22 protein-coding genes are annotated in these 21,048 nt (G+C 44.4%); 7 read left to right on the top strand and 15 right to left on the bottom strand.

Annotation, left to right across the window (positions count from 1 at the left end; translation table 11 throughout):
- Nucleotides 1-8: 8 nt before the first annotated feature.
- From F7Y48_RS06070 to F7Y48_RS06060, 3 genes are read left to right on the top strand one after another with little or no spacing between them, the layout of a single operon-like run.
- The gene (locus F7Y48_RS06070) at nucleotides 9-389 is read left to right on the top strand and encodes a RidA family protein (protein WP_005397224.1); all 381 of its coding nucleotides are present in this window, start codon (nucleotides 9-11) and stop codon (nucleotides 387-389) included.
- Nucleotides 390-404: 15 nt separating this feature from the next.
- Complete coding sequence (locus F7Y48_RS06065) at nucleotides 405-1,682, top strand: serine dehydratase subunit alpha family protein (RefSeq protein WP_256935650.1); 1,278 nt, start codon at nucleotides 405-407, stop codon at nucleotides 1,680-1,682.
- Between the two features lie 28 nt (nucleotides 1,683-1,710).
- Nucleotides 1,711-2,370 carry a transcriptional regulator gene (locus F7Y48_RS06060; RefSeq protein ID WP_069512093.1) on the top strand — a complete coding sequence of 220 codons (660 nt, stop codon included), beginning with the start codon at nucleotides 1,711-1,713 and terminating at the stop codon, nucleotides 2,368-2,370.
- 18 nt (nucleotides 2,371-2,388) lie between these two features.
- On the opposite strand, the gene F7Y48_RS06055 is transcribed toward F7Y48_RS06060, so the two are convergent.
- The gene (locus F7Y48_RS06055; RefSeq protein ID WP_025574470.1) at nucleotides 2,389-2,637 is read right to left on the bottom strand and encodes a YkgJ family cysteine cluster protein; all 249 of its coding nucleotides are present in this window, start codon (nucleotides 2,635-2,637) and stop codon (nucleotides 2,389-2,391) included.
- Nucleotides 2,638-2,763: 126 nt separating this feature from the next.
- The gene (locus F7Y48_RS06050) at nucleotides 2,764-3,012 is read right to left on the bottom strand and encodes a GlsB/YeaQ/YmgE family stress response membrane protein (RefSeq protein ID WP_005397239.1); all 249 of its coding nucleotides are present in this window, start codon (nucleotides 3,010-3,012) and stop codon (nucleotides 2,764-2,766) included.
- Between the two features lie 188 nt (nucleotides 3,013-3,200).
- On the opposite strand from F7Y48_RS06050, the gene F7Y48_RS06045 reads away from it, so the two are divergent.
- Nucleotides 3,201-3,641, top strand: coding sequence for a YcgN family cysteine cluster protein (locus tag F7Y48_RS06045; RefSeq protein WP_005384948.1), 441 nt, complete (start codon nucleotides 3,201-3,203; stop codon nucleotides 3,639-3,641).
- Between the two features lie 271 nt (nucleotides 3,642-3,912).
- Nucleotides 3,913-5,511, top strand: a complete 1,599-nt coding sequence (locus F7Y48_RS06040) for a mechanosensitive ion channel family protein (RefSeq protein WP_005397241.1) — start codon at nucleotides 3,913-3,915, stop codon at nucleotides 5,509-5,511.
- Between the two features lie 69 nt (nucleotides 5,512-5,580).
- On the opposite strand, the gene F7Y48_RS06035 is transcribed toward F7Y48_RS06040, so the two are convergent.
- From F7Y48_RS06035 to gap, 10 genes are all read right to left on the bottom strand, one after another.
- Nucleotides 5,581-5,865 carry a putative quinol monooxygenase gene (locus F7Y48_RS06035; protein WP_316682348.1) on the bottom strand — a complete coding sequence of 95 codons (285 nt, stop codon included), beginning with the start codon at nucleotides 5,863-5,865 and terminating at the stop codon, nucleotides 5,581-5,583.
- Between the two features lie 17 nt (nucleotides 5,866-5,882).
- Nucleotides 5,883-6,278 (bottom strand): VOC family protein, encoded by a 396-nt coding sequence (locus F7Y48_RS06030; RefSeq protein WP_054868006.1) that lies wholly within the window; start codon nucleotides 6,276-6,278, stop codon nucleotides 5,883-5,885.
- Between the two features lie 151 nt (nucleotides 6,279-6,429).
- A complete protein-coding gene (locus F7Y48_RS06025; RefSeq protein WP_053808795.1) occupies nucleotides 6,430-6,729 on the bottom strand; it encodes a ribbon-helix-helix domain-containing protein in 300 nt (99 codons plus the stop codon).
- Nucleotides 6,730-6,865: 136 nt separating this feature from the next.
- Nucleotides 6,866-8,443, bottom strand: coding sequence for an alkaline phosphatase (locus tag F7Y48_RS06020; RefSeq protein WP_053808796.1), 1,578 nt, complete (start codon nucleotides 8,441-8,443; stop codon nucleotides 6,866-6,868).
- A 397-nt stretch (nucleotides 8,444-8,840) separates the two neighbouring features.
- Nucleotides 8,841-9,200: a hypothetical protein gene (locus F7Y48_RS06015; RefSeq protein WP_047010122.1), complete on the bottom strand. Its 360-nt coding sequence runs from the start codon at nucleotides 9,198-9,200 to the stop codon at nucleotides 8,841-8,843.
- Nucleotides 9,201-9,451: 251 nt separating this feature from the next.
- Nucleotides 9,452-10,399, bottom strand: a complete 948-nt coding sequence (locus F7Y48_RS06010; RefSeq protein ID WP_316682345.1) for a ChaN family lipoprotein — start codon at nucleotides 10,397-10,399, stop codon at nucleotides 9,452-9,454.
- A gap of 97 nt (nucleotides 10,400-10,496) precedes the next feature.
- Complete coding sequence (rlmA, locus tag F7Y48_RS06005) at nucleotides 10,497-11,324, bottom strand: 23S rRNA (guanine(745)-N(1))-methyltransferase (RefSeq protein WP_104969664.1); 828 nt, start codon at nucleotides 11,322-11,324, stop codon at nucleotides 10,497-10,499.
- 96 nt (nucleotides 11,325-11,420) lie between these two features.
- Complete coding sequence (locus F7Y48_RS06000) at nucleotides 11,421-13,457, bottom strand: methyl-accepting chemotaxis protein (RefSeq protein WP_258586126.1); 2,037 nt, start codon at nucleotides 13,455-13,457, stop codon at nucleotides 11,421-11,423.
- 199 nt (nucleotides 13,458-13,656) lie between these two features.
- Nucleotides 13,657-14,541 (bottom strand): D-hexose-6-phosphate mutarotase, encoded by an 885-nt coding sequence (locus tag F7Y48_RS05995; protein WP_316682339.1) that lies wholly within the window; start codon nucleotides 14,539-14,541, stop codon nucleotides 13,657-13,659.
- A 158-nt stretch (nucleotides 14,542-14,699) separates the two neighbouring features.
- The gene (gap, locus tag F7Y48_RS05990) at nucleotides 14,700-15,695 is read right to left on the bottom strand and encodes a type I glyceraldehyde-3-phosphate dehydrogenase (RefSeq protein WP_316682337.1); all 996 of its coding nucleotides are present in this window, start codon (nucleotides 15,693-15,695) and stop codon (nucleotides 14,700-14,702) included.
- 337 nt (nucleotides 15,696-16,032) lie between these two features.
- On the opposite strand from gap, the gene msrB reads away from it, so the two are divergent.
- Complete coding sequence (msrB, locus tag F7Y48_RS05985; RefSeq protein WP_047010128.1) at nucleotides 16,033-16,443, top strand: peptide-methionine (R)-S-oxide reductase MsrB; 411 nt, start codon at nucleotides 16,033-16,035, stop codon at nucleotides 16,441-16,443.
- 115 nt (nucleotides 16,444-16,558) lie between these two features.
- On the opposite strand, the gene F7Y48_RS05980 is transcribed toward msrB, so the two are convergent.
- Nucleotides 16,559-17,380 (bottom strand): DUF2989 domain-containing protein, encoded by an 822-nt coding sequence (locus F7Y48_RS05980; protein WP_316682335.1) that lies wholly within the window; start codon nucleotides 17,378-17,380, stop codon nucleotides 16,559-16,561.
- Between the two features lie 101 nt (nucleotides 17,381-17,481).
- Between F7Y48_RS05980 and F7Y48_RS05975 the strand changes: the two genes are divergently transcribed.
- The gene (locus F7Y48_RS05975) at nucleotides 17,482-17,766 is read left to right on the top strand and encodes a YeaC family protein (protein ID WP_005380700.1); all 285 of its coding nucleotides are present in this window, start codon (nucleotides 17,482-17,484) and stop codon (nucleotides 17,764-17,766) included.
- A 105-nt stretch (nucleotides 17,767-17,871) separates the two neighbouring features.
- Here F7Y48_RS05975 and ansA read toward each other — a convergent pair whose 3' ends face one another.
- Together ansA and sppA are read right to left on the bottom strand one after the other, a co-directional pair.
- On the bottom strand, nucleotides 17,872-18,885 hold the full coding sequence (ansA, locus tag F7Y48_RS05970) for an asparaginase (protein ID WP_046874512.1): 1,014 nt from the start codon (nucleotides 18,883-18,885) through the stop codon (nucleotides 17,872-17,874).
- Between the two features lie 164 nt (nucleotides 18,886-19,049).
- Nucleotides 19,050-20,900, bottom strand: a complete 1,851-nt coding sequence (sppA, locus tag F7Y48_RS05965; protein ID WP_012841560.1) for a signal peptide peptidase SppA — start codon at nucleotides 20,898-20,900, stop codon at nucleotides 19,050-19,052.
- Nucleotides 20,901-21,048: the final 148 nt, after the last annotated feature.

Genomic DNA, 21,048 nt, shown 5'->3' with positions numbered 1-21,048 from the left:
ATTTAAAAATGAAAAAATTGATTTCATCTGAACACGCGCCTGCTGCTATCGGACCTTATTCACATGGCACTAGCTATGGCGATTTGATTTTTACTTCTGGCCAATTACCCGTTGATAAGGCAACAGGAAAAGTCGTTGAAGGTGGCATCAGTGCACAAAGTCATCAATCTCTTACTAACTTGAAGCACGTTTTAGAGGCTGGTGGTGGCAGTATCGATACTGTTTTAAAAACAACGTGTTACCTATCGAATATTAATGACTTTGCCGAGTTTAACAAGGTCTACGCAGAGTTTTTCCAACAAGATTGTCCGGCACGCAGTTGCTTCGCAGTGAAAGATTTACCTCTTGGCGTGTTAATTGAAGTCGAAGCGATTGCTCATAAAAAGTAATACGGAGAACAGAGCATGAACCAGCAATGGACACAATATATCCAAATCATTAAGCAAGTCGTGAAACCTGCATTAGGATGTACAGAACCTATTGCTGCTGCGTACGCGGCAGCAGTTGCTAGAAAAGAGTTGGGCGCATCCGATATTGATGCGATAGAGGTGCGTGTTTCAGACAACCTATTTAAAAACTCGATGGGTGTTTTCGTACCCGGAACGGGCAAGATAGGCCTCAAAATTGCCGCCTCAGTTGGTGCATTAGCCGGTGACCCAACAGCAGAACTGGAAGTGTTGGCTCGGATTAATGAGCAGGATGTCGCTGCTGCGCAACAATTGATAGATGAAGAGCGAGTAACCATAGCGCGTATGGATACGCAAGAATTCATTTATTGCAACGTAACGCTCACCTCTGGTGACGATGTTGTTTCGGTCACGATCAGTGGCGGTCACACCAACATTCTTCAGATCATGCGTAATGGCGACGTGATTTTTGATGCCCCATCACAGCAACGCGTTGCGACCGCTTCCGTTTGTGAAGGTGTGGATATTTCGATCAAACAAATCTATGAGTTTGCCACTCAAGCGCCTTTTGAAGAGATCAAGTTCATTCTCCAAGCTGCAGAGCTTAATACCTTGTTGGCTCAAGAGGGTATCGACCGAGGTTACGGCCTAGAAATTGGACGCACGCTAAAAGGCAACATCGAGCAAGGCTTATTGGGCAATGACTTAATGAGTCGCATACAGATGATGACATCCGCGGCGTCTGATGCTCGCATGGGAGGGGCGACGTTGCCAGCCATGAGCAATTTCGGCAGTGGTAACCAAGGTATCGCTGCCACAATGCCAGTTGTAGTTGCCGCAGAAGCATTTCAAAACGACGAAGAACAGCTGGCTCGCGCGTTGATCATGAGTCATTTAGGGGCTATTTACATCAAATCTTATTACCCACCGTTATCCGCATTTTGTGGCAACACTGTTACCAGTGCGGCGGCATCTATGGCGCTGGTGTATTTAGCTGGTGGTACATTCGAGCAATCATGCTACGCCATTCAAAACGTCATCAGCGACAGTTCAGGTATGGTGTGCGATGGTGCGAAGTCCTCTTGTGCGATGAAAGTGTGTACTTCATCGACAACGGCGGTGCGCTCATATTTGATGGCGATGGGTAACCACAGTGTTAAGAATCAAGGTATAGTAGGCGAAGAAGTTGAGCAAACGATAAGAAATGTTGGCTCAATGGTTCGTTTCGGTATGCCGTATACTGACAAATCTATTATCGATATTATGTCGGCCTAACCTCCAGTTTTTGCTAAGGGAAGCAACATTGCTACTAAAGAAACTCACCAAGAGTGATCTCGATATTTTGAACTCTATGAAAAACGTCGTGGATGGCATTGCACGTATGTATGGTGAACACACTGAAGTGGTTCTCCACAGCTTAGATGCCGAAGCGCCGGAAATCATCAAAATCGCAAATGGGCACGTGACGGAACGCAGTGAAGGTGCCCCAATTACCAACTTAGCGAGAATGAAGTTAAGAGAGGGCAAGGACGTTTCTGATTCGTACTTGACGAAAACGTCGAACGGAAAGACCTTGCACTCCATTACGACAATTGTCAGAAATCCAAAAAACAAACCGATTGGTTTGCTGTGTATCAACGTGGATATGGATGCACCGATGCAGGCATTTTTAAAGGCAATGCTGCCTCAGCAACACACCGAGTGTTGTTTTGGTGGCGCTCGATCACCAGAAACGTTTGCGCGTAATATCGATGAAACCATCATCAGTACGATAGAAACCGTGCAAACAGAAGTGTGGGAAAATGAAGCCATTGCGCCTTCTAAACGTAACCGTGAACTGGTGACGCGACTGCACGGCTTAGGCATTTTTAAATACAAAGATGCTGTTTTAATGGTTGCAAACCATCTTGGCATTTCGCGCGATACCATCTACTTGTACTTACGAGAGCTTGGTAACGACTAAACGGGGGCGCTGAATAGATTAAGTAAGTTGCTCTAGCTCAGTGATGTTGTCGAGCGCTTCTTGGTTGGTTTTACCACACACAACCGGACACGGTTTAAAATCGTGACAAACGTTAGGGCGCTCAGGCTTACCAAACAGCTTACACAAATTATCATCGTTGAGTTGTACGCAACGAACACCTGCTGGTTTGCCCTTGGGCATTCCAGGTATCGGTGAAGAGATACTTGGCGCAATACAGCAAGCTCCGCATCCTAGTCGACAATCCATAATGTAAACCTCTTAAAAATTGAGGGGCAATTATGGTCATTTTGACGTGGATTGGAAGAGTCGCCTAAGAAAAAATAAAAAGGAGCACTCAATAGAGTGCTCCTTTTGGCTTCTAAACCGTTGTGATCATCTCAAGAAGCGGTTGTAAACAAACAGCAGAATAAATGCGCCTAGCGTTGCGGTAATGATGCTGCCGATGTTTACGCCAGTTGCCCCGCCGAAACCCAGAATACCGCCAAGAAAGCCGCCGACAAATGCACCGGCAATACCGAGTAGCATTGTCGCAATCCAGCCACCCCCATCTTTTCCTGGCATGAGCCATTTTGCGAGTGCACCGGCGATTAAGCCCAAAATAATCCAAGAAATAATACCCATGAAAACTCCTTAATGCCTTCTTGATCAATTGAGTAATGGAAACTTGTTTAAGGATAGAACAGTAAAGCGAAAGTAGTTGAATATCTCTACTGTTATGTGTGAATGATTCGAGATCTTCTCAAAACTTGAACTTTTGCGTCGAGAGGGGTATAAATCGCCCCCTAAATTCCCTTGGTGAGACCTGAAGTATGAGCACTCCATTTTGGCAAAGTAAATCGTTAGAGCAGATGACAGAAGAAGAATGGGAATCTCTCTGTGATGGTTGTGGTAAATGTTGCCTGCATAAGCTAATGGACGAAGATACCGATGAAATCTATTACACCAATGTGGCCTGTAGCTGGCTAAATAGCAAAACGTGTTCTTGTAAGGATTACCCAAATCGTTTTACTTCGGGTGAAGAGTGCACCAAGCTGACGCGCGAAGACATCGACGATTTTACTTGGCTGCCGCATACGTGCGCTTACCGCCTGTTGGCTGAAAAGCAGCCTTTACCAGAATGGCATCCGTTGATTACGGGCTCGAAATCTGCGATGCACGCGGCGGGCGAAAGTGTCCGCAATAAAGTGGTATACGAGATTGATGTGGTGGATTGGGAAGACCACATTCTGAATCACCCCAATCGCCCGTAGTTAAATTTACACAAGCCTTTCATCTAATAATGAAAGGCTTGTTTGTTATTGGGTTTCTCAACTTTGACGCCCAACTAACGAAATGCTGCTCAGTTTATTATTTAGTGTTGTAAACTTAGGTATATAATTTCAAGGCTTTACACTTCTATTCTTGGTCGTTTTGATCAGAACTGTTCCCTAAGAGGTAAACATGACGTTTCATTTCCCCCAGAAAATACGCCTGACATCTTGGGTGGTATTATTCGCGCTCATCCTCGGTATGATGGCCCCGATGGTCATCAATGCGAAAGATATTCAGGATACGCCAGAGCCCTCTGCTGCCGAAACTTCTATTGATAACTTGAATCGAGAAATTGTGGATTTATCCCAAGGTCTCTCGCAAGCGAGTGGTGATGAGCGCGACGCGCTTCAACTGCAGCTGTTCCAAAAAAATGAAGAGTTAAGAAGTCAGTTAGCATCAGCGATTGAACGTGAAACTATCCCTCGCGACAAATTGATCTCCTTGGTTAAAAAGCAGGAAAAATACTCTGAGGACGCCACAAACTATCTGTCGGAAAAAATAAAGAAAGTCGTTGAAGATTTAAATAAAGCCAAGGATGAAGAGAAACTTGCTCTTGTTAATGATTACCGAGAGTTACAGCATTACCTCGATGTCAGCTTCGATTCAAGTTGGCAAAACCTTGCTTGGCTGAAAGAGTTAGGGGCTCAAAATGAGCGCGCAGAAGCGGAACTAAAGGATAAAGTTGATAAACGCATGCGTTTGCTGTCTGCCTCAATTGAGTACTTGAGTCAGCAAAGTGAGATCATCGGCTCTCAACTTTCGTCAAGCCCTGAATCGGAAAAAGCGTCACTGCAGCTAAGTCAGCTTATTACTAAGCAAAGACTGAATATTGCGACGGAAAGCCTACGCAATTTAATTTCGATTGGCGATAAAGTCGGTTTAGAAACGTCCGAATACAAACGCCAAATTTTCGAAGTGACAGGGAATATCACCCACGATTTACTGAATACCAAAGTAGTGTGGTCAATACTGAGCCATTGGTCCAACTCGGCACTAGACTGGTTTGCGGAAAATGCGCCACAGCACATTTTCCAGTTGTTTGTATTTGCGCTGATTTTATTGATCGCTCGTGGGCTCGCGAAGTTAACGCGTAAAGTGGTCAGCAAGGCGGTTTCATCGAAAAACTTAAAGCTCTCACACTTGATGCAGGATTTCTTTATCTCAATGTCCGGCAAGTTCGTGTGGGTGATTGGTATCATGGTGGGCCTATCTCAGCTTGGATTGAACCTAGCACCGATCCTAACCGGTTTTGGTATTGCTGGTGTGATTATCGGCTTCGCTTTGCAAGACACCTTGTCCAACTTCGCGGCGGGTATGATGTTGCTTATTTACCGCCCATTTGATGTTGGTGACTTTGTGTATGCTGGTGGCGTGGATGGTAAGGTAAGCCATATGAGTTTGGTGAACACCACAATCCGTACGTTTGATAACCAAATTATTATTGTACCTAACAGTAAAATTTGGGGAGATGTCATTAAGAACGTCACACACGAGCGCATTCGCCGTGTGGATATGGTGTTTGGCATTGGCTATGCGGATGACTTGCTGAAAGCCGAGTCAGTGCTGTCTGATATCATTACTTCTCACCCTGCAGTACTTCGTACACCAGAGCCGATGATCAAAGTGCATACGTTAAACACATCATCTGTAGACTTTATTGTTCGTCCTTGGGTAAAAACTGATGATTATTGGGACGTGTATTGGGATGTGACAAAAGAAGTGAAACTGCGCTTTGACCGAGAAGGCATTTCGATTCCTTTCCCACAACAAGATGTGCATTTGCACATGGTAGAGAAGCAAGACGCGTAATCACAGCCACAACAGTACGAAAAGGCACTCTAGTAAAGAGTGCCTTTTTATTTGCATTAAGCGGTGTTTTTACAGTTCGTTAAAGAACGCCAATTTCGGTTCGCATTCTAACAAGTTGTCGATTTGGCTAATCAAAAGAGAAAAGTGTTCTGTTTTACCATGAAGATCGAACGCTTGTTGGTCTTTAAATTGCTCTTGAAAAACGAAGTGGCACGCATTGTCTTTATCTTGGAATAACTGATAACGAACACAACCTTCCTCATTGCGAGTGGGTTCAAGTAATTGGGTGAGCACTGCTTTCAGTTCTTGTTCTTTTCCCGGTTGTGCGTGAAAGGTAGCAGTCAAGTGAATCATGATGTTTACTCTTTTTGTTATAGGTAACGCCCTTGGCGTTGTAAGAACTCAATTTTGTAACCATCAGGATCAGTCACAAAAAAGAACGTTGCCAAATGCTTTTGTTGGTGATCAAAAGCTTTGATGTCACCCGCTTCAATACCGAGAGATTTAATGCGTTTGTGAGTTTGTTCGATGTCCTCTACGCTGACAGCAAGGTGACCGTAGCCTGAGCCGTGAGTGTAAGGCTCAGTTTGATCGTGATTGTGTGTTAGCTCTAATTCAAAGCCAGTTTCTTCGTTGGCTAGATAGGTCAGAGAAAAACCATCAAAGATGTATTGGTCTTTGATTTCTAGCTCAAGTACGTCGCGGTAAAATTGTAGAGAACGGTCCAGATCGCAGACTCGGATCATGGTGTGAATCATTTTTGTCATGGGTACTCCTTGATAGTCCGCATAGGTTAGCGAGTTCAAAAGGAGTCTGGGTAGTACTCTAGTACGACAAATTAGAACATGCTCAATGGCTTACAACTCTGTTGCATAGCCTATGAGGGTTATTGGTAGGTTGGTCAGTGGTTGGTTGTTATTAAGTGTTTAGTTGTGTCAGTGCTTGACGAATCGTCTCTTTAGGCTGGCGAGCGTAAGTGAGACAGGCGCAGCGGAGTAGGGAGGCAAAGTTGTTTACTTCACCATTGTATTCGAGCGCTTCTTGATAGACCGTACTAATAAACTTAGGAACAGTCATGTTTTGAGCGTTAGCAATTTCCTCAAGAATCGACCAAAAGCTCGCTTCAAGTTTTACACTTGTTGCGTGACCATCAATACGGATAGAGCGGGTGATGAACTGATAGTTGTCTTGGGGCTGCTTAGCAAATATTTCGCACATTTTCTTCATTCATATAATCAAAGACCTATAATTATTGAGGTTTATTGTTTAAAACGTCAACTATTTTCATGTATAAAAAAACGCTCCCTTACGAGAGCGTTTGAACATCACGAGTCGTGAAGTAAGTGCAAGCCGATTATTTGATTTGTTGCTTTAAGTACTCACCTAACTGAGAGTGGTGCATGATTTTTGATACCGGAAGGATAGTTTCTGCAGGTCCCCAAGCAAATACGTTGACTGGGGTATGCGTATGAGTACCCGTTCCCCATACTGTGTTTTGCTTTGTTGCATGTTCACGCGCTAGCAAGTTGCCACGGTCGTTGTAAGGAAAGAACGCATCAAAGTCATTGATTGTAGGAACGTTCTCTTCGCTTAAGTATTTGTGTCCAGCGAGTCGGTATGGATTTGGTTTACTTGCTAATACGCGTTCTGCTTGCTCAGGCGTAATCGAAAAATCGCTATTTGCGTTCACGATTTCCGCAAACTTCTCTGGTGTTTGAGCTTTCTTATCAAGCGCTTGGAATTCGCTGATCATGCCGTAGTAACTTTTCTTTTGGTTGTATAAACCATCAAGGATCTCGAACTGACCAAAGTTGAAGTTTGGCGCGTAATCTTGATTTTTGAATGCTTCGCCGTCGCGTTTTTGCGGTTTAGGCAAGTTTGCTGATGAGTAACTAAAGCCGAAAGAACCGGTCTCGTGGTCAGCGGTAACAATGATCAGTGTGTCATCACGGCCTTTTGCCCACTCATAAACCGAGTCTACCGCTTCGTCGAATTTGATCATTTCATGCAGCATCGTACCCGCATCGTTACTGTGGCCAGCCCAGTCAATTTGACCGCCTTCAACCATTAAGAAAAAGCCGTCTTTGTCTTTTGAAAGGATGTCGATCGCTTTGGTGGTCATTTCTTTCAGTGATGGCTGCGTACGTTTTGGATCGTTTTTGCTTTGACTGTAGGCAATACCATCGTTCATGCCCGAGTAAGCAAAAAGTCCAAGTAATTTGTCACCTTTAGCTTGTGTGAGCATATCGCGGCTGAAAGCCAGGTTGTAACCTTGGTCTTGCGCCTCAGTAAGCAAGTTGCGCTCATCTTTACGTTTCGACTTTAGGTAGACATTACCTTCAGTGAGCTTTTCAAGTTGCTCGTATGTCTCTCCCTTGTCGTTTGTCGACTTTGGAATCCAATGACGAAGTCCGCCAGACATCATCACGTCAACGCCAGTTTCTAGCATGTCCGCCGCAATACTGTTTTCTAGAGAACGGTGTGGTTGATGAGCGGCAAATGCGGCTGGCGTTGCATGAGTCATACGTGTATCAGAGACGAGACCCGTAGCCTTACCTTTGCTTTTGGCTTTTTCCAAAATGGTTTCAACGTGGTTGCCTTGGCTATCAATGCCAATGACTTCAGAAGCGGTAGGTATTCCTGTTGCTAGCATCGTTGCGGAGCACGCAGAGTCGACGACAATCGCGTCTTCTGGATTAGTCAGTGATGATCCAATCACACCTTCTTGAGCGAGTTTATACAAAGCGGTAGTTTCGCCTTGGTAAATCGAGTTAGGTGCGTGTTTGGCGTAGGTCTCTAGTAGACCAACTTGTTGAGGCCCCATGCCATCGCCGATCATCAAAATAACGTTTTTGATTTCGGCCGAGAGTGCATTAAAAGAGAGGGTTGATGCTGCCACTGCGGTAACGATTGGAGATACTAAGCGCTTCATTATATTTTCCTTGTTTATTAAAAGCGCTGGCATTAAAACAATGATTTATGACGATTTTGTGTCGGTAATAAAAGTTTAACTAAATTGTCGTCTTTGCTTGGGCTTGTAGAAAAAGTGAATCAACCTCTAACGTTTGTGAATTTAGAAAGAAGAAAGCCCACAAACGTGGGCTTGGATTACGCTTAGGAGTTGAAAGCATGGACTAAAGTTATCCATTCAGCGCCTTCACAAGAAACCTAGTTTAGGGAGCAATAAACGAGTATGCGTTTTAAGGTCATAAGAGCGGTCGAATTGAGGAGTATATAACCTACGTTTACGACATATCGTTCTTTGACGTATCAAATTATGGGCTGCAGTTAGTGATTTATTCAAATAGGATTTATTGTCGTAACGATTATTAGACCAACGCTAATATGATGCCACCGACAGTGAGGGCCGCAGAAAGGTATTGACCCGCAGAGTATGAGCCGTCTTCTTCTTCCTCGATTTTGTCAGGGTGATCCATGCCAAGTGCGCCATGTGTAAAGGACTCCACTTTTTCACCAACAGATTTATCTTCTGCTTCTACTCTCTTACTGTCGTGTTCGATTTGCTGCAGAGCGGCGAGGAGCGCTTTGCCCTCCGTGGACAGTGTCACCTTATTGTGTTCGACTTTTAGCGGCGAAGCGTTGCCTTCCTCTTGTGCAATACTTGTTTGCTTAGAGGCGACAGATTGTTTGGCATAGCTATTAACAGAAGTGCTTCCTACTGGATTCATCGAATACTCCTTGGAACATCGACACTCGTTCACTGAGTGCGGGTAAAAAGCAGTTATATTACTATCGGCGGCAAATTCTATTTCTGAAGCTATTTGGATAAAAACAGGTCTGCTTTTGCCGCTTCTGGTTTCTATTCGTGATCATTAGCAAAAAATAGACCAGCAGGAAGCAGACCGTTGTCACTCTATGAACTCGGAGCACTGTGATGATGCAACGCAACGACAAGGTAGTAACTTAAATTGGAGACCAGCTACTTACATTGAAGGTCGCTATTGCGCTTAGTGAGGTGTTGATATGCCGCCATGCGGTGAGCATCTTGTACATACCGTACTGGTGGTGCAAGAACCTCTAACTGATAGTCAGTATTATCAGCAAGCACATTATCTGTTGGGCTAATTACAACCACTCTTAAGCTCGGGTTGCGGCTTAAGATGGATGCAGCTGTACCTAGTCCTTGCTCGGTATGAAACTTGCCTGCAACATGAACAACCTGGGCACCTGGTGTGGCGGTTAGGTAGTTAACGATAGACTCTGCCATGGTTTCATCCCAAGTTACTTGAGCTGCAAACTGTTTCTCGGTTTGTTCTGGCTTCCCATGATGCATGGATGCCATAAACTTCTCTTTGTATGGGCTACTGGCCGTGTTGATGGATTCTGCAATAAACGCTCGCTGCTCATCATCGAGCTTGTTAACGTAGTCTATCCCCTGACGACCAATACATCGGACAATGCCCTTTGGTGCATTCGCTGCAATCACCGGGAGATTTTTCTGCTTTGCAAACTCAACGAGAGGGCGATAGTCGCTCTCATAATTGGGCCAAGCATTGGCTTGTTTCATCAAGTACTGTTCACCGATTTCCCCACGCAGGTAAGCGTCAACAACAGGTTGTTTGTCGCGGGTAAATTGTTCCATTGATAACGCGAGTGGGCGGTCATAGGATGAAAGTTGTTTGAGCATATCGGTTTGAAAGCGATGAACGCCGGCATGTGTGTGCCATTCACCAATAAGAATGACATCTGCTTGTTGCAGCTCTTTTGGTAGTTCGCTTAGAGCGATGTGTTCGCCAGAAGGGGTGTAAAGTTGGTAGTCGTAAAAAGTAGTGACTTCCGCAGAGGTAGGGTGAGAGTTGGTTGATGGAAAAGAAGAACAACCAGTAAGTAAGCCAGCAAAGAGCAAGCTTAAAATAGAAAAGCGCATTGAAAAGCCTCCAAAAATGTCCGGATGATATTAATGGAGGCTGAACAATGAATCAATATAAATGATAACTATTTGCGTTTATTGTCTGCCACTATTATTACTGAGTGGACTTTTTGCGATATACGCGTAGCATAAAATCAGCCTCACATTGATAGAGTGTAGCGGACTTCAACTCTTCACGAAGTGCATCGGTTGCTTTCCATGCGAATGGCGTCATTTGCAATAAATCGAATGCGGCCCCGTCCTTCAAATTCATAACATAGTTAAGATGTTGTTGATGCTCTAATTCATATCCTTCAATGTGTTCTAGCTCTTCACTGTGAAGACGAACATCTTGATAAATGCGTTCACGTAGTTGGTATAAGTGACGGCTTGCAGGTGTCACCGTGATGACCACACCGTTCTCTTTTACAACGCGCTGAAGCTCTTCTGCCTTGCAAGGGGCATAAATGCGCAAAATAGCATCTAAGGATTCATTCGCGAAAGGAAGCCGATGGCTAGAAGCGACGCTAAAGTGACACTGTGTGTAGCGCTTCGCCGCATAACGAATCGCAACTTTTGAAATGTCCAGTCCATATATCGTCGCATCGTCCGTTTGCGTTTGTATCGTTTTCTGCACTTGATCCGTGTAGTAACCCTCGCCGCAACCAATATCTAATAATTGATGATCGGTTCCCTCTGTGTATTTCGCACACAGCTGCGCAACCTCTTGGCGCATTGGGTTGTAGTAATTCCCCTCAAGGAATCGACGACGAGCTTGCATCATCTCTTTATTGTCACCAGGATCTTTAGAACGTTTGTGGTGCGCTGGCATCAAGTTAACGTAGCCTTCTTTTGCTAAGTCAAACTGATGATTGTTTTCGCACTTAAACGTTTTTTCATTTAACGCTAGAGCTTGGTGGCATAAAGGGCATTGATAGTTCATGACGATCTCGAACAGAAAGTAGGGCGGCAAATTCTATCAAAAAGCGTGGTCTCAAGTGAAACAAAAAGAGCCGATGGAATCGGCTCTTATTAAGTATTAGTGGAAGAAGTCGACTTGCTCTTTCAAGTTCCGCGCTTGTTGTTGCAGTTCAATGGCACTTTGCGAGGTTTTCGCGCTGGTGTCGCGGCTTTCTCGGTTTAGCTCACTGATAGAATGGGCATTTGCAGCAATTTCTTGGGATACTTGCGCTTGCTCTTCTGAGGTCGCAGCAATGGCGTCGGCTTGAGATGCTATCGACTGGACTTGTACTGCGATGGCTTCTAATGCTGTACCCGCGTCTTGTGCTTTGTCTAAGACCTGATTGGCACTGCGTTGGCTGTCGGTCATCATATTAACTGCATTATGAGTAGAGCCTTTTAGCTTCTCAATAATTTCAACTACATCCTGAACTGAGCTTTGTGTACGGTGCGCAAGTGTACGCACTTCATCTGCTACAACTGCGAAGCCACGACCTTGCTCACCTGCTCGTGCGGCTTCAATGGCTGCATTCAACGCAAGTAGGTTGGTTTGCTCTGCAATCTCATCAATCATCTTCGTGACGGTTTGAATACTCTCACTATCGCGATTGACTTGCTCGATAGCCGCTGCTGATTGATCCAATTGATCGTTAAGTTGAGCAACATCGATACATACGCCTTCAACAATCGCGAGACCAGATTGACTATCGGTATTCGCTGAGCGTACGTTTTCCGCAATACTTTCGACTTGTTGGGCAACCGATTGAGCAGAAGAGGCCATCTCTTCGATTGCTGTTACCACTTGTTCTACTTCTTCTTGTTGGCGGTCAGCTTGGGTTAAATTGCTATGGGCATCATTGGCAACGCTGGTGGAGTTGCTCTCTACTAAGTCGCTTGTGGAACGGATCTTACCAACAAGTTCATTGAGTTGACTTGCCATACTGGCGACCCCCTTATTCAGGTTCGTAATTTCATTTTTTGATGCCTTACGAGACGATGGGACGTTCAAGCTGACCTCGCCGCCCGCCAAGCGAGTCATATAGGAGTTTAGAACGGTCAGAGGTTGTAAGCTGCGATTCAAGAAAAGTGTCAGTACAACAAAAGTAATGATTGCCGCTACCGAAGAAATGATGGCGATAAGTTTGAGTAGTGTATCACTGCCTTTGGTCACTTCTTTGATGAACGTACCACCCAGTAGTTTCCAGTTCCAGCCTGGTACTTCGGTAAACACTAAGTACTTTTCGCCGACTGTTGAGCCGAATTGGTAAGGGTAGAGAATTAATCCGCTCTTTTGTTCAAAAATTTTATGGAAAGGCTTATTACCCTCGTAGTCACGAACTTCTGTGATTGAAGGGTCGGTTGCACTTTTGGTCGGATGGAGTAGGTACTTACCAAGATTGTTGTCGTCGTTGTCGACAATGATGGTATAGCCAGTATCGCCCCATTTAATCTCTTCTAGCGCATCGAATAGCGTTTGTGTTGCTTGATCTACGGGTAAACCAATAAACGATAACCCTGCAACTTTTCCTGTTGCATCTTTAATTGGAGAGTAATAGGTAATGTAGCGTTCGCCGTACAACTTTATTTGAGCGTAATATGGCTGACCAGCTTTTAGTTGCTGATAACCTGGGTGGTCGAGACCTAGTGTGGTTCCCACTGCTCGTTGACCTTGAGGATCTTTTAGTGAGGTAGATACACGGATAAAGTCATCTCCCAAAGGCGCGAATAAAGTCGCGATAGCACCGGTATCACGTGTGAAGCTATCGACCAGCTTTGTGTCGTTAATTAAGCTTTCACTGTATTGAGTGATGTTTGGTATTTCATGACCCATGAAATCAACGGTATAGTTTTCGACATAAACACCGGCAAGGTAACCATTACGAAAAGTGGACTCGAGCACTTTAGCGGTATGCAGATAAGCATCGAATTGGCCAGCAATGGTTTTAGCCATCGACTCTACTTTAGATTGGTGCTCTTTAAGGGTGCTTTCCAATAGAACATCGGAAGCGTTACGGTAAACAAGCGCAGCAATACTGCTGAAAGCAATGAATAGACACAAAGTGATAACCAGCTTTAACTGGAATCCGACACTTTGATTTCGGTATCTCTCTAACATAGATTAGTTCCTGATATTTTTATTATTTATGAGTTTTGTATCGGCATGCTATCGGTTTATATGATCGAATTTTTTGATATTTATTAATGAAATAGTCAAAAGTGACTAATAACCAATAAGTTAGTTGAGAGAGGACCATCTAAGTGGGGCTTTGATTACAAAAAAGGCCGGGTATTCCCGACCTTTGAGCTGGTTACAACTACTGCACTGAAATTACAGTGACAAGTTCATGAGTCTCACCTGGCTGGAGCGTTTTACCTTGCTCGATACTTGGAGCGTGAACAGTAGATTCAACACACAGCATGGTTTGGTAACCATCGTCAGCCATATCAGCCATACCTTGTGCACCTTCTGCCCAAGGGTTCCAAAGTACCGCGGAGTTATGACCATGGTTTTCCACGCTTAATGTACGATTCAGTTCCGGATCTTTTACCAAAATTTTCGCTTCTGGTTGCGTGTAAACGCGATCAATGGTGTCTGAGAGTTGCAGAACATCACCACCTTGGCATACCGCATCAGCTTTCAAGCTATCAATGTACTCGGCACCCATGCCTGTCGTTTGTGCTTGCTTAATGTCTCCAACGTTTAGGTAAGTATGTAACGCGCCAGAGAAGGTCCAAGCTTCGTCATCGATGTTCATGACTTTGAGTGTCACTTTTAGCTCATCGCCAACTTCAACCACCAAACGAGCGTCAAACATATGTGGCCAAATATCGTGGATTTCTTCTGTCGGGAACAGAGCAAGTTCAACAATCACGCCGTTATCGTTCTCGCGATGTTCAACCAGCTCCCATTCAGCAGTACGTGCGAAACCATGAGCCGGTGCTGCAATACGGCCAAACCATGGCCAGCAAACGGGAATGCCGCCTCGTAAGGCTTTTTTCCCGTCGAAAATCGCCTTCTCGCTCATCCAAATCAAATCTTCATGACCAGCAGGAGTGAACGAAACAACGTGACCACCATGTAAGGAGATGCCTGCTGTCGCTTTCTCATGAATAACACGTACTACTTTGACCTGATCAATTTCAACGACAGTAACGTTATCAGATAACACGGTTAGAGCTGGGAGAGTTTTTAAATCCATGTGCTGTTTCCTATCATTGGGGAAAGTAGGGTTTCGACATCCGTCGCAAATACAATGCAACAGCGCCGAGGTATTCTCTCAAATTCCAGATACAAAAAAGGCGACTCTAGAGCCGCCTTTTCTTTAACGAAGTTATTCGCTAATTGCTAACTATCTAATTACTTAGAGATGTGAGCGATTAGGTCTAGAACTTTGTTTGAGTAACCGATTTCGTTGTCGTACCAAGATACAACTTTAACGAAGTTATCAGTTAGAGCGATACCAGCTTTAGCATCGAATACAGAAGTTTGAACTTCACCGATGAAGTCTTGAGATACTACTGCATCTTCAGTGTAACCTAGAACACCTTTTAGCTCGCCTTCAGAAGCTTCTTTCATTGCTGCACAGATAGCTTCGTAAGATGCGCCTTCTTTTAGGTTAACTGTTAGGTCAACTACAGAAACGTTAGCTGTTGGTACGCGGAAAGCCATACCAGTTAGTTTGCCGTTTAGTTCTGGAAGAACAACGCCTACAGCTTTAGCAGCACCAGTTGAAGATGGGATGATGTTTTGAGAAGCACCACGACCACCGCGCCAGTCTTTAGCAGAAGGACCGTCTACAGTTTTTTGAGTTGCTGTAGTAGCGTGAACTGTAGTCATAAGACCAGATTCGATACCGAACTTGTCGTTAAGAACTTTAGCGATAGGCGCTAGACAGTTAGTAGTACAAGAAGCGTTAGAAACGATGTCTTGACCAGCGTAAGTAGCGTGGTTAACGCCCATTACGAACATTGGAGTAGCGTCTTTTGAAGGACCAGTTAGAACAACTTTCTTCGCGCCAGCTTCGATGTGCTTACGTGCAGTCTCGTCAGTTAGGAAAAGACCAGTTGCTTCTGCAACAACGTCAACACCGATTTCGTTCCACTTAAGGTCCGCTGGGTTGCGCTCTGCAGTAACACGTACAGTTTTACCGTTAACGATTAGGTTACCGCCTTCAACTTCAACAGTACCGTTGAAACGGCCGTGAGTTGAGTCGTACTTAAGCATGTATGCCATGTAATCTACGTCGATAAGGTCGTTGATACCTACAACTTCGATGTCAGCACGCTCTTGCGCTGCACGGAATACGAAACGACCGATACGGCCAAAACCGTTAATACCTACTTTGATAGTCATTATAGTTGCTCCACAACTTAATTTCTGATTAAAGATAACTGGTAGTAAAATTACAGAATCCAGTAAACATCTGCAAGTGATAATCGGACTTAACTTGTTTAAAGTCAAAAAAAAGCGACGCTTTTTTTAACAATTCTTCGCAAATGTTCGTTTTTTAAACTTTTAACTGATTCTTCTGTAGTCCAGTTGGCGTAATATAACTGGTGAGATAAGTGCTCTTATCAAATTAATTACGCATGGTGTCCTGGTGAGAAAGTATGTGCTACAACTGTTAAGAGAAGCAAGTTTTTTGCTAAAAAAGTCAATACCAAAAACAGTAGAGAAGGAGCAGAAAGTCGTGGAACAAAACGGGAAAAAAGTGGCGAAGTCAGATGAGCAGTGGCGTGAGCAACTTTCTGAAGAAGAGTTTCGTGTCTGCCGAGAGCAAGGTACAGAACCGCCTTTCAGCGGTAAACTACTGCATAATAAAGAGACGGGTGTTTATGCTTGTACCTGTTGCAATGCCCCTCTCTTTGTCTCTGATAACAAGTATGACTCTGGCTGTGGTTGGCCAAGTTTTGATGCGCCCATCAATGATCAAGCGGTGCGCTATTTAGAAGATCTGAGTCACGGAATGGTACGTACAGAGATTCGTTGTGCCGCATGTGATAGCCATCTAGGGCACGTTTTTGAAGATGGCCCACAGACCACGGGTGAGCGTTTTTGTGTTAATTCAGTGTCGTTAATTTTCAACAAATCAGAACAATAACGACAAAATTGTGCTCGATAGTGTTTTATCCTTTCAATACGATTTGTTGCAAGTAGAAAACAGAGTGTAGTTTCACCCTAAGAAAAACTCCCGCCAATTGCGGGAGTTTTTTCGTTTATATCTCTTTGGGTATCATTGCTGGAGAGTAGTTCCCGCTCTCTATGGCTTTTGCCACCGATTCAGCTAATTCATCTAGCTGCTGATATTGCTCTGCATGACTAAAATTAAACATACGCTTGAGCTGCTTTTCATCAGCAAGCGGGACGTCGAATCTTTTTGCAACCATTGCCCACAGATACGCGCGCTCTTTTTCTCCAAGCCCTTGATGAATGCTTGCCATTGATTTGAGAATGATCGGATTAAGGTTGTCTTCATCCGATAAAGACAACGCTTTATTCAGCAGTATTAACGTTTTCTTGGCATCTCGATTAGTATAGAAAGTAGCTAATGCATATTGCATCTCAGCAGTATTTAACTTGGGTGAGCCTTCCATTTGTAAAAATGCGCGACGAGCTTGGACGTCACCCGTTTGAGACCACAAAAAATACAAAGTAGCGGGGTCTTCTGAGCCTTTTAACTCGTTTACGATGCGTTCTAGCTCATCAATACTGTGTACCAAAGCGTTAAAACGCTGTCTCTTGAGAGCACTTTGATCAATAGGTGTGATCTGAGAGGCGAGTTCTAAGCATTTCCTATATTCAGCGACCAGACCGTATTCGATAATTTGATTGGCTTCTGATGGATATTTCAGTTGCTCAAACCGATGCCATACTAAGTTTGTTCTGGGAACTCGACATTGCCCGTCATCCATATTGAGCTGTTCGCAGCGCAGCTCTGGTGTTTTTTGGCACAACTCTTCGGTTGTCACGTTACCTTCGAAACAGCCCGTTAGTGCGAGACTTGTGAGGCTGAGAAGTAACCAGTGTGTTCTTTTCATGGTTTTGCTTGTGATCCGTTACACCAATTCATTTTCGTATTCTTGACTCAGTTTCTTAACCCGTTATGTTCTGTAAATAGAATGTAATAAGAAGGTACATTATGGACGCAGAACAACTATTACAAGCGATGACTCCAGAAGTTTATGATCGCTTAGTCTATGCAGTAGAAACGGGAAGATGGCCTGAGGGTACAACACTTTCTAAAGAGCAGCGAGATTCGTGTATGCAAGCTGTGATGTTGTATCAATCAAAACATAATACTGATGCGCAGCACATGACGGTTGCAGCCGGCGGTGAAATCAGCTTTAAATCGAAGCAAGAACTTAAAAAACAATTTAGCGGAGAAGAGAGCGACATTGTTCGTGTCAATCCGAACATTGATTAAGCGAACCTTTGATTTTTACAGGGTGTCGTTTACCGCTACTACTTTGACTTTAAAAGAAAAAAGCCCAATCTCTATTGGGCTTTTTAGATCGTAGTAAGCTTGAATTTACAGGCTCATCTCACCACGCAGTACTTGCTGCATTCTCTCTTTCACTTCTTCGTAAGAAAGGTTTTGGCTTAGAAGGTAATGCAGTTTTGCTAGTGCCGCTTCTGGCGTCATGTCAAAGCCGCTGATAACTCCAGAGTCTGCCAGTGCACAACCCGTGGCGTAGCCGCCCATATTCACTTTGCCTGCCAAACATTGAGTTAGGTTCACGACAATAACGCCGCGCTCAGAGGCTTCTTTAAGGTGACCCAGTAGCTCAGGGTTTTGAGGCGCGTTGCCCACACCAAAAGTCAACAGAATCATCGCATTTACAGGCTGACGAAGCGTATTACGAATAACTTCATGTGATATACCAGGATACATAGTGATCACGCCGATTGGCTGCGGTGTAATGTTGTGAACCTTAAATTCACCTTCTGGTTGTGCACCAACGGTTACGCTGTTGCTTACTTGAATATTGATCCCAGCTTCCAGTAGTGGAGGAAGGTTTGGTGAAGTAAAGGCATTAAAACCGTCCGCATGAGATTTTGTGCTGCGGTTACCACGCATCAATTGATTATTGAAGAACAAAGTCACTTCGTTGATCGGGTAGTTTGCCGCAATATGTAGCGCGTTTAATAGGTTTGCTTGGCCGTCAGAACGCAGCTCTGCGAGAGGGATCTGTGAACCTGTAACAATCACTGGCTTGCCAAGGTTTTCAAGCATGAAAGACAATGCAGATGCTGTATATGCCATGGTGTCAGTACCATGTAGGATGACGAAACCATCGTATTTGTCATAGTTGTCACGAATATCATCCGCAATCTGCTGCCAGTCGGCAGGCGTCATATCTGATGAGTCAATCAGAGGATCGTATTCGTGGATAGTGTAATCCGGCATTTCAGGACGGTGAAACTCTGGCATGCTTGCTAGTTGCTTTTCCATAAAGCCAGCAACAGGCACATAGCCGTGATCCGATTTTTGCATTCCGATGGTGCCACCGGTGTAAGCGATGTAGATGTGTTTTCTAGTCATCGTTTTTTCTTTCATGTAGGGGAACAGAGGCGGGGATTATATACCTAAATAACCTTGAGATGCGAGGCTATGCGCACAGCATCAGAAAGTCATCTGAGGAGATGTTGAGCGTAATAAAAAGGGCACCTCAAGTAGAGGTACCCTTTGTAATATTAATGAAAAAGCTACTGCACTTGGCAGTTCAAACAAAATGCGTATTGACCTTTAGGATCGTTAAAGCTTTGTAGCAAGCTTGCGTCTTGTTCAAACTGTTGAGCTACGGGTTGAAGACTTTTTGGTAGCAAGCTGGTTGCATCAATACCTAGAGAGACTTTCACCTGTTTCATGAACTCTTGTAAAAATAGTTCAGTGGGAGAAAGCGGTTCTTCTACCCAGTAAATGCCGTAATCGGTCACATTCGCCAGTTTCGCCGCTAGTTCTACGGCATCATCAAAGTCACCCATTTGGTCAACAAGACCAAAGGATAGGGCGTCTTGTCCTGTCCAAACTCGACCTTGAGCGACGTTGTCGACTTCCTCTAGAGACATATCGCGATTCTCGCCAACCAAAGAAATAAAGCGCTTATAACCGTGCTCGATACCTAATTGGAATACTTGAGACGCGCCGTCAGAAAGGCCAGTGGTAATACCGTCACCAGAGAACGGCGATGTGCCAACGCCATCAGTATTAATGCCTAACTTGCTAAAGCCTTTTTCAAACGTGGTGATGACACTAAAAATACCAATGGAACCCGTCAGTGTTGTTGGCTGAGCAACGATCTTGTCTGCGCTCATTGAAATCCAATAACCACCAGAAGCGGCTAAACTCGACATGGATACAACAACTGGCTTGCCTGCTTGTTTCAGTGCTTCTACTTCGTTGCGAATCACTTCAGAGGCAAAGGCACTACCCCCAGGGCTATCTACTCGCAACACGACCGCTTTCACCTTTTCATCATTGCGTGCTTGACGCAACAAGCTTGCGACGGTGTCACCTCCGACAGTACCACGAGGTTGTTGACCATCCATAATCGCGCCACTGGCTAGAACAACGGCGATATCGTGCTGAGGTAGTGTGTAATCAGGGCGAATCGTTGCAAGGTAGTCGTAGTAACCAATCGCGTTGTAGCTGTCTTTGCCGTCACTACCAAACTGCTTTGCAAATAGAGTGCGAATGTCTTGGCGTGTCGCGAGTTCATCAACCAAGCCCAGTTTAACCGCGAGCTGAGCAAGATCACCGTCCACTGACTTCATTTCGTCAATCAGCTCATCCATGGTTGGGTTAAGCACTTTCGCATCAATATTTCGGTTTGTCGTTACGTCATCAACAAAAGCACTCCACAATTGAGTAACCCAGCGTGTTGCAGACTCTTTCGCCGCATCGGACATGTCATCACGAATAAACGGTTCGATAGCGGATTTATAAGTACCTACGCGAAAAACATGAGTAGAAACGTCAAGCTTTTCAAGTAACGTTTTGTAGTACATTGAATAGGCACTGTAACCTTTAATCAATACACCACCATCAGGTGCCAGGTAAACTTTATCAGCGTAACTTGCCAAGTAATATTGGCTTTGGTTGTAGAAATCACCTACGGCGTAAACGGGTTTACCTGACGCTTTAAATTCGTTCAACGCTTTCGCGATGTAACGTAATTTCGTGAGATTTGTTTCTGGCATGTCTCGCAGTGCTAGCACTAATCCAGACACTTTAGGATCGTCTTTCGCGTAGCGAATAGTATCAACGATATCGAAAAGAACGTTTTCTTTCGGTAACTCATTGCCCAAAAGGGAACCAGCAAAAGAGTCCATTGGATTTACATAGCGTCTTTGTTCGACAATCGGACCTGAAAGGTTCATCACCAATGCCGACTCTTTTTCGACGACGGGTTGACCGTCTCCGGTATAAGTAAAAGCAAAGTAGAAAACGGCAATCATCAGCAAGAAGATCAGGTTTGCCAGTGCGAGTCTGATAAAGGTGATGCTCTTCCATATCCCTTTAAATATCAAACCAATAAATTTGAAGAGTTTTTTCATCTTGTCTCCATAACGAGATAGTTACGCCGAGTCTAACAAAGTATGGGTTCTTATCTCTAAGATCTCAAAAGATAACATTTTTTTAGCTTATCACGACCACTCAACAATTGGCATATTTTCACGCGAGATTGATCGGTGTTACAAAAAT

Origin of the sequence: Vibrio sp. 2-1-2a (assembly GCF_032648565.1) — a bacterium.
In the GTDB taxonomy this organism is placed as follows: Bacteria; Pseudomonadota; Gammaproteobacteria; order Enterobacterales; family Vibrionaceae; genus Vibrio; species Vibrio diabolicus.
This window is presented reverse-complemented; position numbering and strand designations above follow the sequence as displayed.

Excerpts from the sequence above, each read along its gene's own strand:
- sppA (WP_012841560.1), bottom strand. The coding sequence starts at position 20,900 with ATGAAAAAACTCTTCAAATTTATTGGTTTGATATTTAAAGGGATATGG.
- F7Y48_RS06025 (WP_053808795.1), bottom strand. The coding sequence starts at position 6,729 with ATGTGCGAAATATTTGCTAAGCAGCCCCAAGACAACTATCAGTTCATC.
- gap (WP_316682337.1), bottom strand. The coding sequence starts at position 15,695 with ATGACTATCAAAGTAGGTATTAACGGTTTTGGCCGTATCGGTCGTTTC.
- F7Y48_RS06015 (WP_047010122.1), bottom strand. The coding sequence starts at position 9,200 with ATGAATCCAGTAGGAAGCACTTCTGTTAATAGCTATGCCAAACAATCT.
- F7Y48_RS06020 (WP_053808796.1), bottom strand. The coding sequence starts at position 8,443 with ATGAAGCGCTTAGTATCTCCAATCGTTACCGCAGTGGCAGCATCAACC.
- F7Y48_RS06055 (WP_025574470.1), bottom strand. The coding sequence starts at position 2,637 with ATGGATTGTCGACTAGGATGCGGAGCTTGCTGTATTGCGCCAAGTATC.
- F7Y48_RS05995 (WP_316682339.1), bottom strand. The coding sequence starts at position 14,541 with ATGGATTTAAAAACTCTCCCAGCTCTAACCGTGTTATCTGATAACGTT.
- ansA (WP_046874512.1), bottom strand. The coding sequence starts at position 18,885 with ATGACTAGAAAACACATCTACATCGCTTACACCGGTGGCACCATCGGA.
- F7Y48_RS06065 (WP_256935650.1), top strand. The coding sequence starts at position 405 with ATGAACCAGCAATGGACACAATATATCCAAATCATTAAGCAAGTCGTG.
- F7Y48_RS05975 (WP_005380700.1), top strand. The coding sequence starts at position 17,482 with ATGGACGCAGAACAACTATTACAAGCGATGACTCCAGAAGTTTATGAT.
- F7Y48_RS06035 (WP_316682348.1), bottom strand. The coding sequence starts at position 5,865 with ATGATTCACTTGACTGCTACCTTTCACGCACAACCGGGAAAAGAACAA.
- F7Y48_RS06000 (WP_258586126.1), bottom strand. The coding sequence starts at position 13,457 with ATGTTAGAGAGATACCGAAATCAAAGTGTCGGATTCCAGTTAAAGCTG.
- F7Y48_RS06050 (WP_005397239.1), bottom strand. The coding sequence starts at position 3,012 with ATGGGTATTATTTCTTGGATTATTTTGGGCTTAATCGCCGGTGCACTC.
- F7Y48_RS06045 (WP_005384948.1), top strand. The coding sequence starts at position 3,201 with ATGAGCACTCCATTTTGGCAAAGTAAATCGTTAGAGCAGATGACAGAA.
- F7Y48_RS06030 (WP_054868006.1), bottom strand. The coding sequence starts at position 6,278 with ATGACAAAAATGATTCACACCATGATCCGAGTCTGCGATCTGGACCGT.
- rlmA (WP_104969664.1), bottom strand. The coding sequence starts at position 11,324 with ATGAACTATCAATGCCCTTTATGCCACCAAGCTCTAGCGTTAAATGAA.
- F7Y48_RS05980 (WP_316682335.1), bottom strand. The coding sequence starts at position 17,380 with ATGAAAAGAACACACTGGTTACTTCTCAGCCTCACAAGTCTCGCACTA.
- F7Y48_RS06010 (WP_316682345.1), bottom strand. The coding sequence starts at position 10,399 with ATGCGCTTTTCTATTTTAAGCTTGCTCTTTGCTGGCTTACTTACTGGT.
- F7Y48_RS06040 (WP_005397241.1), top strand. The coding sequence starts at position 3,913 with ATGGTCATCAATGCGAAAGATATTCAGGATACGCCAGAGCCCTCTGCT.
- F7Y48_RS06070 (WP_005397224.1), top strand. The coding sequence starts at position 9 with ATGAAAAAATTGATTTCATCTGAACACGCGCCTGCTGCTATCGGACCT.